The sequence below is a fragment of the Rhodoferax lithotrophicus genome (genome assembly GCF_019973615.1).
GTDB classification, from domain to species: domain Bacteria; phylum Pseudomonadota; class Gammaproteobacteria; order Burkholderiales; family Burkholderiaceae_C; genus Rhodoferax; species Rhodoferax lithotrophicus.
In genome coordinates this window covers 1375459-1387776 of the sequence record NZ_AP024238.1, presented here as the reverse complement: position 1 = coordinate 1387776, position 12318 = coordinate 1375459, and the positions used below count along the sequence as shown (strand labels likewise).

Sequence of the window (12318 nt, the reverse complement as noted above, 5' to 3'; positions counted from 1 at the left end):
TTCATCATCATGTTTAGGGGGCTTTCAAAGGCTCATCAATGGGCGTGGTCAAGGCAAAAATTCTGGCTTAATGCGCCTGGAAAACGCTGGAACTGCCATCCCGGCGCACCAACAAGCTGGCATAGGCATCCTTGCGCCCGCCATAGGCCGGGCCATCCATACCCGGTGAGCCAATGGGCATTCCGGGCACGCTCAAGCCTGCGGCTTGGGGCCGCTCTTTCAGCAAGCGGTGCACATCGCTGGCGGGCACATGGCCTTCCAGCGCATAACCATTGACCAGCGCCGTATGGCATGAGCCCAGTTGTGCCGGAATACCCACACTGGCGCGTTTGGCTGATTTGGCCGATTCACTCACATCGTGTGTCACCACGGTAAAGCCGTTGGCTTGCATGTGCGCGACCCAGTCGTGGCAACAGCCGCAAGTGGCGGTTTTCCAGACCTCCACGGTGGGTTGAACCTTGGCCAAAGCGCTCAGGCTCCAGCTTGAACCGACAGCCAGCGCGAGGCTGGCCGTTTGAATAAAGTGGCGGCGTTGCATGCATACTCCAGTCTTCAAAATTATAGGTACTTTAGGCCTCTAGTGCTTATAAAACAAGCGTAAGTAGCTCTGTATTTAATAGCATATTGAGAATCCCATGAAACCAGTGAATTACTCAGCGCAGCCAGTATCCAATTCCCAGCCCCACAGCCAGCTGTCGGGAAGATGACAAGTTTGTTATCTTGCGGCACCGGCGGCCAGCCAGGCGAGCAACGCAGGCAGAATAGCCAGGCCCATTGCAATGAACCCAGGTTATAAGCCCCCACCCATGAAAATCCTGATCGTCGAAGACGAACCCAAAACCGGTGACTACCTGAAACAAGGCCTGAGTGAAGCCGGTTTCACCGTGGACTTGGCGCGCAACGGCGTGGACGGCCTGCACCTGGCCTTGACCGAAAGCTACGAGCTGGCCATTCTGGATGTGATGCTGCCAGGTATCGACGGCTGGGGTGTCCTGGCCGGTATTCGCCGTTCCGGCAAAGACATGCCGGTGATGTTTTTGACCGCCCGGGATGCCGTGGATGACCGCGTCAAGGGGCTGGAGCTGGGTGCGGACGACTACCTGCTCAAACCCTTTGCCTTTTCCGAACTGCTGGCCCGGGTGCGCACGCTGATGCGCCGGGGCAGCAAAACACCCACCGACCCTTTTTTGCGGGTGGCCGACCTGGAGCTGGACTTGCTGCGCCGACGGGTCACCCGCGCTGGCCAGCGTATTGACCTGACCGCCAAGGAATTTGCCCTGCTGGAGCTGCTGCTGCGCCGCCAGGGTGAGGTACTGCCGCGCTCGCTGATTGCGTCGCAGGTGTGGGACATGAACTTTGACAGTGACACCAACGTGATCGAGGTCGCCATGCGCCGCCTGCGCGCCAAGGTGGACGATGCGTTTGAGCCCAAACTGATTCGCACCGTGCGGGGCATGGGCTACGTGCTGGAGTCACCACTTTGAGCGCAGCTCACCTGCCCCGTTTGAGCGCCCTGCCCCTGGCACAACGCCTGACCCTGCTGTTTGTGGCCATTGCCAGCGCCGTGCTGCTGGGTCTGGGGGCGGTGGTGGCCAGTTTGGTCGAACAGCACTTTGAAGACCTGGACATGGAAGTGCTCTCTGGCAAGATGGAGCTGATCAGCCAAGCCCTGCACAGTGTGGCCAATCAGCAAGATTTGACGGGTCTGGCGCACCAGTTGGCTCGCTCACTGGTCGGGCACCATGGTCTGGAGGTGATGCTGCTGGATGCCGACCAGACCGTGCTGTTCGCCACCGCCAACGCCCGTTTTGAGCCCCAACAACTGGTGGCCAAGGCCAGCCCACATGCCGTCTTGTGGCCACAGGGAGCCCAAACCTACCGCGTGCTGACGGCACAGATTCCCACAGCGGTCCAAGACGTACAGGGTCGGCCCCAAAAAGTGTTTGTGGCCGCCGCCATCGACATAGGCCATCACCAGGCTTTTATGCAGGCGTTTTTGCACACCCTGTGGTGGTTTGTGGCCGGGGCTGCGGTAGTGATGGCGGTGTTGGGCTGGTGGGCCGTGCGCCGTGGCCTGGCCCCCCTGCGGGCCATGCGGGCGCAGGCCCAGGGGGTCACAGCTCAGCAGCTCAGCCACCGCCTGCAGGTAGAAAGTATGCCCATCGAACTGGCTGAGCTGGCCCACACCCTCAACGACATGCTGGCCCGGCTGGAAGAGGCGTTTGGTCGCCTGTCAGAGTTTTCATCAGACATTGCCCACGAGTTACGCACACCAGTAAGCAACTTGATGACGCAAACCCAGGTGGCCTTGTCTCGCGCACGCAACGCCGACGACTACCGCAACGTGCTGGAATCCAACGCCGAAGAGTTTGAGCGTATGGCCCGCATGATTGCCGACATGCTGCTGCTGGCCAAGGCTGACCACGGGCTGGTGTTGCCGCAGCTTGAAATGCTGCCCATGGCGCAAGAGGTGCGCGCCGTGCTGGACTATTTTGAGATGCTGGCCGAAGAAAAAAACCTGTCTTTGCAGTTGAGCGGTGAAGCCAGCCTGCTGGCCGACCGCCTGATGATGCGCCGCGCCCTGAGCAACCTGATCTCCAACGCGGTACGCCACGCCCAGGTGGGCAGCGTGATCCGGGTGGAACTCCAAAACCTGGCCGATCAGCTTGAAATCACCGTCACCAACCGGGGTGAAACCATTGCGCCGGAGCACCTGGAGCGGGTGTTTGACCGTTTTTTCCGGGCCGATTCGGCACGCCATCGAGACAGTGAAGGTCGCAGTGAAGGCACCGGCCTGGGGCTGGCCATCACCCAATCCATCGTCAGCGCCCACGGCGGCAGCATCCGCGCCAGCTCGGCACAGGGTGTCACCACCTTCACCCTGCGGATTCCGCAGCGCCTTACTGCTTGATCACGTCCGCCCCGGCCGGGGGTTTGAAGACAAAAGCACCGGCGGGCAAAGCCGGATTGGTCTGAAACTGCTTGAAGCTCAGCACCGAGCGTTGGCCAAAGCTGTCCAGAATCTCCAGCACCGCCAGCGTGCTGCTTTGGCCATCGGCTGACGCGCTGAAGCCTACCCGCACCGACTGCAATTGGCCTTCTTTGGCCTTGGGTGTGGCGGTGACCCATTGCAAGCCGTCTTTGTCGGGCGCATCGGCCAGCACAAAATCGGCCTTCAGGGCTTGTACATCGGCGGCAGAGGCAATCAGCGCGGCCGGGGTGGTGCCCAGCACACTGGCTTGCTGGCGCGCTGTCACCTGGTTCAGATCCACGTCGTACAGCCACAGGGTTTGGCCATCGGCCACGATGGTTTGCTCAAACGGCTTGGTGTAGTTGAAGCGGAAACGGTTCGGCCGGGCAAATTCAAACTGCCCGGTCGAAGTTTTGACCCTGGGAGCCTGACCATCTTTGGCCGGTGAGGTCACCACCTGGCTGAAGTCAGCCTTGCCGGTTTTCACGGTTTTGATAAAAACTTCAAGGCTATTTAGACCTGTAGCGCTTGATATACAAGCATAAGTAGCTATCATTAACAGAGCAATTCGTTTCATGAATATCCTTTGAATGGGGGGTTGTGAACAAGCCCCTCGGCGGTTCCGACTTATTCGTTGCGTGCGGGTACCAAAATTTCACGCTGGCCGCTGGTGCTCATGCTGCTGACCAGGCCAGCGTTTTCCATGTCTTCCACCAGCCGCGCTGCCCGGTTGTAGCCGATCTTGAGGTGGCGCTGCACCAGTGAAATACTGGCCTTGCGGTTCTTAAGGACAATTTCCACCGCCTGATCATAGAGTGGGTCTTTTTCACCACCGCCCGTGCCGTTGCCATCAGCCATAGCACCGTCTTCACCGTCAACCGTGCCGCCTTCCAGAATGCCGTCAATGTAGTTGGGCTCACCCTGGCTTTTCAGGTAGGTGACCACGCGGTGCACTTCGTCGTCGCTGACAAAGGCGCCGTGCACGCGGATCGGCAGACCGGTGCCGCTGGGCATGTAGAGCATGTCGCCCATGCCAAGCAAGGCCTCGGCCCCCATCTGGTCAAGGATGGTGCGGCTGTCGATCTTGCTGCTGACCTGGAACGCGATGCGGGTCGGAATATTGGCCTTGATCAGGCCGGTGATCACGTCCACGCTGGGGCGCTGGGTGGCCAGAATCAGGTGAATACCGGCGGCACGGGCTTTTTGCGCCAGCCGGGCAATCAGCTCCTCAATCTTCTTGCCCACCACCATCATCAGGTCGGCCAGCTCGTCGATCACCACCACGATGTGCGGCAGGCGCTCAATCGGCTCAGGGCTCTCGGGGGTCAGGCTGAAGGGGTTGTAGATGAATTCGCCACGCGCCTTGGCCTCGTCCCACTTGGCGTTGAAACCGGCCAGGTTGCGCACTCCCATTTTGCTCATGAGTTTGTAGCGGCGCTCCATCTCAGCCACACACCAGGTCAGGCCGTTGGCGGCTTGTTTCATGTCGGTCACCACCGGGCACAGCAGGTGCGGAATGCCTTCATACACCGACATTTCCAGCATCTTGGGGTCGATCATGAGCAGACGCACGTCATGCGCCTCGGCTTTGTAGAGCAGGCTCAGGATCATGGCGTTGATCCCCACCGATTTGCCCGAGCCGGTGGTACCGGCCACCAGCACGTGCGGCATTTTGGCCAGATCGGCCACCACCGGTTTGCCAACAATGTCTTTGCCCAAGCCCATGGTCAGCAGGGATTTACCCTCGTGGTAGGTTTGGGAGCCCAGGATTTCAGACAGCTTGATGGTTTGCCGCTTGGCGTTGGGCAACTCCAGCGCCATGGTGGTTTTGCCCGGAATGGTTTCCACCACGCGGATCGACACCAGGCTCAAACTGCGGGCCAGGTCTTTGGCCAGGCCGACAATCTGCGAGCCCTTGACCCCGGTGGCGGGCTCAATTTCATAGCGGGTGATGACCGGGCCGGGCTGGGCCAGCACCACTTCCACATCCACACCGAAGTCCTTGAGCTTTTTCTCGATCATGCGGCTGGTCATCTCCAGCGTCTCGGGGGCCACGGTTTCCTGGCGGGCCAGAGCGGCATCAAGCAAGTCCACCTGCGGCAGTTTGCTGTCGCTCGGGTCGACAAACAGCGTTTTTTGCCGCTCTTTGACGACCCGCTCACTTTTTGGCACCTCCGCCACCACCGGCTCGATCCTGATGGATACCGGCCGATGCTCGGCTTGCTCCTGGCGCTCTTCCACCAGCACTTCAGCACGCTCTTTGGCGGCCCGCTGGCCGAGGGCTTTGTCCTGTTCCACCTCGCGCTGCTCACGCCGGTTTTCAATCTTGCCAAACAACCAGGCCCCCAGGCGCTCCGCCACCTGTATCCAGGAAAAACCGAACACCACCGACGTGCCCAGCACACCCAGCACAATGGCCGCCAGGGCAGCGCCGGCAAAGCCCAGCCAGTGCACCGCCAGCGGGCCGAGCAGGTAGCCCAGAATGCCGCCACTGTGGCCGGGCAAACGGGGCTCCAGGCTGTAGAAACGTGTCCATTCCAGCACCGTGCTGGCCACTATCAACAACGCCAGGCCCAACCAGAACAACACCCGGCGCACTGGCCATGCCGACACCGGCGCGCCAGGCGAGGTATTGGCCAGCTTGTCCTGCCCACGCAACCAGCTGGCAAAGGCCGACAGCCAGACCCGCCAGCCCGCCGCCACACACCACCAGACTGAAAAGCCGAACAGGAAATAACTGATATCCGCGATCCATGCACCGACCCAGCCCGCACGATTGAGCAACACGTCGCCCGTGCCCGAAGTGGACCAGGCCGCATCCTGCAAGGAATACGTGCCCAATGCCAGCAGCCACAGCACCAGCCCGGCAAAACCCAGCACCAGAAATACCTCGTTGGCAAATCGTGCCCACACCGAACGTTCTACCGGTGCAGTGCGTGGTCGATCCATGCGCAAAGTGTGAAGTGAATAACTCATGGGTAAGGCCGTGTCAGCGCGCGACGGCACGGCGTTCAGTCAGAGAGATGGAACCATCTTGGTTGGTGCAGATAAATCCTTGGTCTTCAAAATCACGCATCACCCGGCTGACCATTTCACGTGAGGCCCCCACCTTTTTGGCAATGTCTTGGCGGGTGATTTTTTGCCGGATCAGCAATTCGTGCTCACCCACCACTTCGGCCGAGGCCATGAGCGACTGTGCCACCCGACCGTACACATCCATCAAGGCCAGCGAGCTGATCTTGGCATCGGCATTACGTAAACGGTGCACCAGGCCCTGGATCACCGAGTGCGCCATGGCGTGGTTACTCATCAGACAGCGGTTAAATTCCTCACGCCCCAGCACCAGCAAGTCACATTGGGTATCGGCCTGCACGTTGGCGGAATGGCTATTGCCATCAATCAGACTGATCTCACCCACATAGTCGCCCGAACCAATCACATCCAGAATAACCTCCTTGCCACGCCGGTCGGTCATGACCACACGCGCCTTGCCGGACAGGATGATGAACAAGGCGTTGCTTTTTTTACCCTGCTCCACAATCAGCTCACCACGCTTGACACGTCGCTTGGTCACAGCATCGGCCAGCTGTCCCATCTGATGGTCAGTAAGCTCAGAAAAAATACTGACTCTGCGCAGCAGATCAAGATTGGTAAGCACTGCCATCCGATAATCCCCCTATAACTTCCCCATTCAAACCCAACCAGCGTGCACCAATAGCCACTTGGTTTCACCCACTACTGTACACGGCTGCTGCATTCAACTTAGACAGACTTAAGAAAGGTCCACCATGGCTGACATCAAGCACACCCAAGTTCTCATTCTCGGCTCCGGCCCGGCGGGCTACACGGCGGCCATTTACGCCGCCCGCGCCAACCTGCAGCCCCTGTTGATCACCGGCATCGCCCAGGGTGGTCAGCTGATGACCACCACCGAGGTCGACAACTGGCCAGCCGATGTGGACGGTGTGCAAGGCCCCGACCTGATGCAGCGCTTTTTGGCCCATGCCGAGCGCTTCAAGACCGAAATCGTGTTTGACCACATCAACCAGGTTGATTTTTCCAAACGCCCCTTCACTTTGACTGGTGACAGCGGCACCTACACCTGCGACGCGCTGATTCTGGCCACCGGGGCCTCGGCCAAGTACCTGGGTCTGCCGTCCGAATCCGCCTTCATGGGCCGTGGTGTGTCTGGCTGCGCCACCTGCGACGGCTTCTTTTACCGTGGTGATGTGGTGGGTGTGGTCGGCGGCGGCAATACGGCGGTGGAAGAAGCGCTGTATTTGTCCAACATTGCCTCCAAGGTTGTCCTGATCCACCGCCGCGACAAGTTCCGCGCCGAGCCGATCATGATCGACAAACTGATGGAAAAAGTGGCCGCCGGCACAATCGAGCTCAAAACCCACAGCACGCTGGACGAGGTGCTGGGTGATGCCAGCGGTGTCACCGGCGTGCGCCTGAAAAATGTCCATACTGGGGCTAGCGAAGACGTGGCGCTCAAAGGCTGCTTCATTGCCATTGGCCACGCGCCCAACACCGAAATATTTGCTGGTCAGCTCGCCATGGAAAACGGCTACATCGTGACCCAGGGCGGCAACAAGGGTTTTGCCACCCAAACCAGCGTGCCCGGCATTTTTGCCGCCGGTGATGTGCAAGACCATGTCTACCGCCAGGCCATCACCAGCGCCGGTACCGGCTGCATGGCCGCGCTGGATGCCCAGCGGTTTCTGGAACAAGCCTAAACCCGCAAGCTCCCCGTAGATACTGTTAGCGCGTAACCCGACGGGAGCCTGATGAAGTGGCAGAAAAAGATGCGGCAGGGCATGAAGATGTCGGGTTACGCTGCGCTAACCCGACGTGACTGGGTTATGGGGAGTTATCCGATATGAAAAAAACTTGTGCTTTCCTATTCCTATTCGCTTGGTTGACACTGTTTCCTTCAGTTGCTGCGGCAGTGCCAGCTTGTAACCATAACTTTGGCTCGGATCTGCTTAACGCCGTTGCCGATAGGCAGTATGACGATGTCTTGACGCTACTTGCCCAGCCAATGTCAAAGGAAGACCGGCAGACAACACTTGCTAATGCGTTGATGCTAACCCTCTCAGGTCGATCGACTTCCTGCGCGAAAACGTCTCACGATGTGGAACTGTTCAGAATACTCATTAAATCTGGAGCAAACGTCAATACACATGTTCGGATCAACGCCACTGAAACGACCTTTTTAATGCGCGCAGCTCAGGATGGGGACACTCAGATGGCAAGTGCAGCCTTGGCAACTGATGCAAAAATCAACGAAACAACAAGGAATTCAACGGCACTCATTGAAGCTACTCGAAGCGGCAATCCGAAAATGGTCGAACTTCTATTGAATTCAGGCGCTGATCCGAATCTTAAGGTTGGTGAAGACAGCCAACGAACAACTGCGCTCATTCAAGCTACTCGAAGCGGCAATCCGAAAATGGTCGAACTTCTATTGAATTCAGGTGCTGATCCGAATCTTGAGGTTGATGAAGGCAGCAATCATGCATCCGCGCTAATTGCTGCCGCCAGATCACCTGGGAGGGCCAATGCCGTTCTAAAGCTGTTGATCCAACACGGGCTTCAAAATAAGCTCCACGGCACTTCGGCCATCAAAGAGTTTGCTACGAACTATCAGGGTGCAGATGAAGACGCGCAAGAGTGTTTGAAGCTCCTCTTGATTCTCCACAGTGATTTCAACGCAAATGGCGAACTGACAACTGCATTGTTGTCGACCATTCAACACAGCTATTCTGGCACTGCAGTCATAGAAGCACTTCTAGGACGAGGTGCCACCGCTGATTGGCGCGCTGTCCTTGCACTTGCAAATCGAAGAGAGGGCCGAAACTCGAAAGCTAGCCGAGCGCGTGTCTTTGAAGTACTTCTTCGATATGGATTGGATCAAGATCAAACAACGCCCAGTGGAAGACATTGGCTAGAAGTCCTTACCCCAACTGAACCGCTGGAAAAAAAGTTGTTTCTCGAGGAATTGACAACGATATTAGGCTCTGAACGGCGATGAACGCTGCGCACCACGGATCATGCATGCATAAAAGCCCTGAATCAAGCCGCACTCGCAACGCCCAGAACGGCAGCCCGCCAGCACTCGCCATAAATGGGACATCAGCGATTTCATCGTCCATAAGGCAAACCGGACTGTAGCGCTGGTCATCTGGCAATATCTGCCCCCAGCCGCACAGATCACTGAGTACAATCCCCACCTCCTTGCGCCAGCCCCGGCTGGATTCTTTGTTCAGCACTTCGGTGCCTCTCCCTGTGGGGAGTCTTTAGGTCAGGTCACCCATGTCTGATTTAAGTCTTCAACTGCAGCAGGCCAACGGCCAACTACCAGTTAGTTCTTATTTTGATGAAGCGCTGTACCAGCGCGAATTACAAACCCTTTTCCAGCGGGGACCACGTTACGTGGGTCACGCCCTAAGTGTGCCCCACGTAGGCGACTACGCCACCCTGGCCCAGGAAGGCGAAGGCCGTGCCCTGGTGCGCACGCCCACCGGCATTGAGCTGATCTCCAACGTCTGCCGCCATCGCCAGGCCATCATGCTCAAAGGCCACGGCAATCTGGCCGCCAGCGGTGGCAATGTGGTGTGCCCACTGCACCGCTGGACTTACAGCGCGGGCAGCCCCACGAGCAGCACGCCTGCGGGCCAGCTGATTGGCGCACCCCATTTCGCCACCGACCCCTGTCTGAACCTGGGCAACACCGCCTTACGCGAATGGAACGGCCTGCTGTTTGAAGACAATGGCCGCGACATGGCTGCCGATCTGGCCGGCATGCAAGAAGGCAGCACGCTGGATTTTTCCGGCTATGTGCTCGACCGGGTGGAGTTGCATGAATGCAACTACAACTGGAAGACCTTCATTGAGGTGTATCTGGAGGACTACCACGTCGGCCCGTTTCACCCGGGTTTGGGCAGCTTTGTCACCTGTGACGACCTGCGCTGGCAGTTTGGCGAACAGTTCTCGGTGCAGACCGTGGGGGTTTCCAAGGCCTTTGGCAAGCCGGGCTCACCGGTCTACCAACGCTGGCACGATGCCCTGATGGCCTACCGTGGCGGCCAGCAGCCCGAACGTGGGGCCATTTGGCTCACCTACTACCCGCACATCATGGTCGAGTGGTATCCGCATGTGTTGACCGTCTCGACCCTGCACCCGATGGGGCCCCACAAGACCCTCAACCAGGTGGAGTTTTTCTACCCCGAAGAAATTGCGGCCTTTGAGCGTGAATTCATCGAAGCCCAGCAAGCGGCCTACATGGAAACCTGCATCGAGGACGACGAGATTGGCGAACGTATGGATGCCGGCCGCAAGGCCCTGCTGCAACGCGGCGACAACGAAGTCGGCCCGTACCAAAGCCCGATGGAAGATGGCATGCAACACTTTCACGAGTGGTACCGCAAGCAGATGGGGCCACAAGGGCTCTGAGATTGCTCCTTTATTAATAGCTTCTTGCGCTTATCATACAAGCGCTAGAGGTCAATTTCTCTTATAAATTTCCATGCAAGCACTCTGGATGGTTCTGGCGGCCTTCTTTTTTGCCAGCATGGCGGTGGGCATCAAGATCGCCTCCAGCAGCTTTGGTCTGGCCGAACTGGTGTTTTACCGTGGCCTGGTCAGTGTGATTTTTATGGCGCTGGTGCTGCGTGCACGGGGCACGGCGCTGATCACCCCGGTGCCCTGGATGCACGCCTGGCGCACGGCGATTGGTGTGTTCTCACTGGCCACCTGGTTCTACGCCATTGCCCACCTGCCCCTGGCTACGGCCATGACGCTGAATTACATGAGTGGTGTGTGGGTGGCCGCTTTTGTGGTGGGCGGAGCCATGCTGTATGGCCAAAGCAGCCGCCAAGGCCCGCTGATGGCCACCGTGCTGGCTGGTTTTGCCGGTGTGGTGATGATGCTGCGCCCCACCCTCGATCAAAACCAGCTGTTTGCCGGGCTGCTGGGCCTGCTCTCGGGTATGGGCGCGGCCATGGCGTATTTGCAAGTCACCGCCCTGGGCAAGGCCGGTGAGCCCGAAGGCCGCACCGTGTTTTATTTTTCTCTGGGCACCACGCTGGCGGGTTTGCTGGCGGTGAGCTGGAACGGCTTTACCCCTTGGCACAGTGTGAGCTGGCAAGCGGCAGCCTGGCTGATTCCAATTGGCATTCTGGCCACACTGGGGCAATGGAGCATGACCCGCGCCTACAGCCGCGGAGCCACCCTGCTGGTGGCCAATTTGCAATACGCCGGCATTGTGTTTTCGGCCCTTTACAGCTTGTTGCTGTTTGATGATCAAATTCCGCTGATCGGCTGGGCTGGCATGGGCTTGATTGTGGCCAGCGGCGTGGCCGCCACCATTTTGCGCACCCGTGTGCTGCCTGACACCCCAGCGGAAGAACACTGAACCGTGTCAGTCCGTCCCTCCGTTCCTAAAATGGCCTTCACATTGCCATGACACAAGGAAACCCATGTACACCACCCTGATTTCTGTTGACCAACTCCAGACCCTGCAAACCAGCGGCCAACCCTGCATGGTGTTTGACTGCAGTTTTGAGCTGATGAACCCCGCCGCCGGAGATGCCCAATACGCCCAAGCCCATATCCCCGGTGCGGTGCGTGCCGACCTGGATCGCCACCTGAGCGTGCACGGCGCGCCCGATGCCGCCAGCGGTGGCCGCCACCCGCTGCCCTCACGCGAAGCCTTTGCCGCCTGGCTGGGCAGCGTGGGTTTGACCCCTGACACCCAGGCCGTGGTCTATGACCGCCAGGGCGTGAACTACAGCGGTCGCCTGTGGTGGATGCTGAAGTGGGCCGGGCATGAAGCCGTGGCAGTGCTTGATGGTGGCTGGCAAGCCTGGCAAGCGGCAGGTGGCCCAGTTGAAAGTGGCGCAGCGGAAAACCACCCTGTTCATGAGCAAAATTACCCTCTAGCCCCCGCTCAATGTGCGCTAACAGCTACAGAAACCATAGTGAAAGAATTGGGCCACCCCAGCCAAACCATTCTTGATGCCCGCGCCACACCGCGCTTCAAAGGTGAAGTCGAGCCGCTCGACCCGGTGGCCGGTCACATTCCCGGTGCGCTGAATCGCCCGTTTGCACTCAATCTGGATGCGAACGGTTTTTTCAAACCAGCAGCCCAGTTGCGCGCCGAGTTTGATGCCCTGCTGGCAGGCCGCGACCCGGCCACGGTGGTACACCACTGCGGCAGCGGGGTCAGCGCCGTACCCAACCTGATCGCTATGGAAGTGGCTGGCCTGGGACGCACCGCGCTGTATGCCGGGAGCTGGAGCGCCTGGTGCAGTGACCCGAGCCGCCCGGTGGCGCAAGGCTGA

General features: G+C 58.9%; 11 protein-coding genes. 7 read left to right on the top strand and 4 right to left on the bottom strand.

Annotation, left to right across the window (positions count from 1 at the left end):
* Window positions 1-67: 67 nt before the first annotated feature.
* Entirely contained in the window at window positions 68-538 is a 471-nt protein-coding gene (locus LDN84_RS06435) for a DUF411 domain-containing protein (RefSeq protein WP_223910025.1), read from the bottom strand.
* A gap of 268 nt (window positions 539-806) precedes the next feature.
* Here LDN84_RS06435 and LDN84_RS06430 point away from each other — a divergent pair, with 268 nt between their 5' ends.
* Window positions 807-1484 (top strand): heavy metal response regulator transcription factor, encoded by a 678-nt coding sequence (locus LDN84_RS06430; RefSeq protein WP_223910022.1) that lies wholly within the window; start codon window positions 807-809, stop codon window positions 1482-1484.
* Window positions 1481-2911, top strand: a complete 1431-nt coding sequence (locus LDN84_RS06425) for a heavy metal sensor histidine kinase (protein WP_223910019.1) — start codon at window positions 1481-1483, stop codon at window positions 2909-2911. Before LDN84_RS06430 ends, LDN84_RS06425 begins: the two co-directional genes overlap by 4 nt.
* Here LDN84_RS06425 and lolA read toward each other — a convergent pair.
* The 3 genes from lolA to LDN84_RS06410 are packed head-to-tail and all read right to left on the bottom strand — an operon-like array spanning window position 2901 to window position 6635.
* Window positions 2901-3548, bottom strand: a complete 648-nt coding sequence (lolA, locus tag LDN84_RS06420; RefSeq protein WP_223910017.1) for an outer membrane lipoprotein periplasmic chaperone LolA — start codon at window positions 3546-3548, stop codon at window positions 2901-2903. The two genes, LDN84_RS06425 and lolA, sit on opposite strands and share 11 nt — an antisense overlap.
* A gap of 50 nt (window positions 3549-3598) precedes the next feature.
* Window positions 3599-5947 carry a DNA translocase FtsK gene (locus tag LDN84_RS06415; RefSeq protein WP_223910014.1) on the bottom strand — a complete coding sequence of 783 codons (2349 nt, stop codon included), beginning with the start codon at window positions 5945-5947 and terminating at the stop codon, window positions 3599-3601.
* Window positions 5948-5960: 13 nt separating this feature from the next.
* Window positions 5961-6635, bottom strand: a complete 675-nt coding sequence (locus LDN84_RS06410; protein ID WP_223910010.1) for a Crp/Fnr family transcriptional regulator — start codon at window positions 6633-6635, stop codon at window positions 5961-5963.
* A gap of 124 nt (window positions 6636-6759) precedes the next feature.
* Here LDN84_RS06410 and trxB point away from each other — a divergent pair, with 124 nt between their 5' ends.
* From trxB to LDN84_RS06380, 5 genes are all read left to right on the top strand, one after another.
* On the top strand, window positions 6760-7710 hold the full coding sequence (gene trxB, locus LDN84_RS06405; RefSeq protein WP_223910008.1) for a thioredoxin-disulfide reductase: 951 nt from the start codon (window positions 6760-6762) through the stop codon (window positions 7708-7710).
* Window positions 7711-7853: 143 nt separating this feature from the next.
* Window positions 7854-9008: an ankyrin repeat domain-containing protein gene (locus LDN84_RS23165; protein WP_228745497.1), complete on the top strand. Its 1155-nt coding sequence runs from the start codon at window positions 7854-7856 to the stop codon at window positions 9006-9008.
* Window positions 9009-9289: 281 nt separating this feature from the next.
* Window positions 9290-10429, top strand: coding sequence for a putrescine 2-hydroxylase Put2H (put2H, locus tag LDN84_RS06390; protein WP_223910006.1), 1140 nt, complete (start codon window positions 9290-9292; stop codon window positions 10427-10429).
* A 73-nt stretch (window positions 10430-10502) separates the two neighbouring features.
* On the top strand, window positions 10503-11390 hold the full coding sequence (locus LDN84_RS06385; RefSeq protein ID WP_223910004.1) for a DMT family transporter: 888 nt from the start codon (window positions 10503-10505) through the stop codon (window positions 11388-11390).
* A gap of 64 nt (window positions 11391-11454) precedes the next feature.
* Entirely contained in the window at window positions 11455-12318 is an 864-nt protein-coding gene (locus LDN84_RS06380) for a sulfurtransferase (RefSeq protein ID WP_223910002.1), read from the top strand.

What these genes read in the sequence shown, in the direction of transcription:
- put2H (WP_223910006.1), top strand. Translation starts at nt 9,290, where the DNA reads ATGTCTGATTTAAGTCTTCAACTGCAGCAGGCCAACGGCCAACTACCA.
- trxB (WP_223910008.1), top strand. Translation starts at nt 6,760, where the DNA reads ATGGCTGACATCAAGCACACCCAAGTTCTCATTCTCGGCTCCGGCCCG.
- lolA (WP_223910017.1), bottom strand. Translation starts at nt 3,548, where the DNA reads ATGAAACGAATTGCTCTGTTAATGATAGCTACTTATGCTTGTATATCA.
- LDN84_RS06380 (WP_223910002.1), top strand. Translation starts at nt 11,455, where the DNA reads ATGTACACCACCCTGATTTCTGTTGACCAACTCCAGACCCTGCAAACC.
- LDN84_RS23165 (WP_228745497.1), top strand. Translation starts at nt 7,854, where the DNA reads ATGAAAAAAACTTGTGCTTTCCTATTCCTATTCGCTTGGTTGACACTG.
- LDN84_RS06410 (WP_223910010.1), bottom strand. Translation starts at nt 6,635, where the DNA reads ATGGCAGTGCTTACCAATCTTGATCTGCTGCGCAGAGTCAGTATTTTT.
- LDN84_RS06385 (WP_223910004.1), top strand. Translation starts at nt 10,503, where the DNA reads ATGCAAGCACTCTGGATGGTTCTGGCGGCCTTCTTTTTTGCCAGCATG.
- LDN84_RS06435 (WP_223910025.1), bottom strand. Translation starts at nt 538, where the DNA reads ATGCAACGCCGCCACTTTATTCAAACGGCCAGCCTCGCGCTGGCTGTC.
- LDN84_RS06430 (WP_223910022.1), top strand. Translation starts at nt 807, where the DNA reads ATGAAAATCCTGATCGTCGAAGACGAACCCAAAACCGGTGACTACCTG.
- LDN84_RS06415 (WP_223910014.1), bottom strand. Translation starts at nt 5,947, where the DNA reads ATGAGTTATTCACTTCACACTTTGCGCATGGATCGACCACGCACTGCA.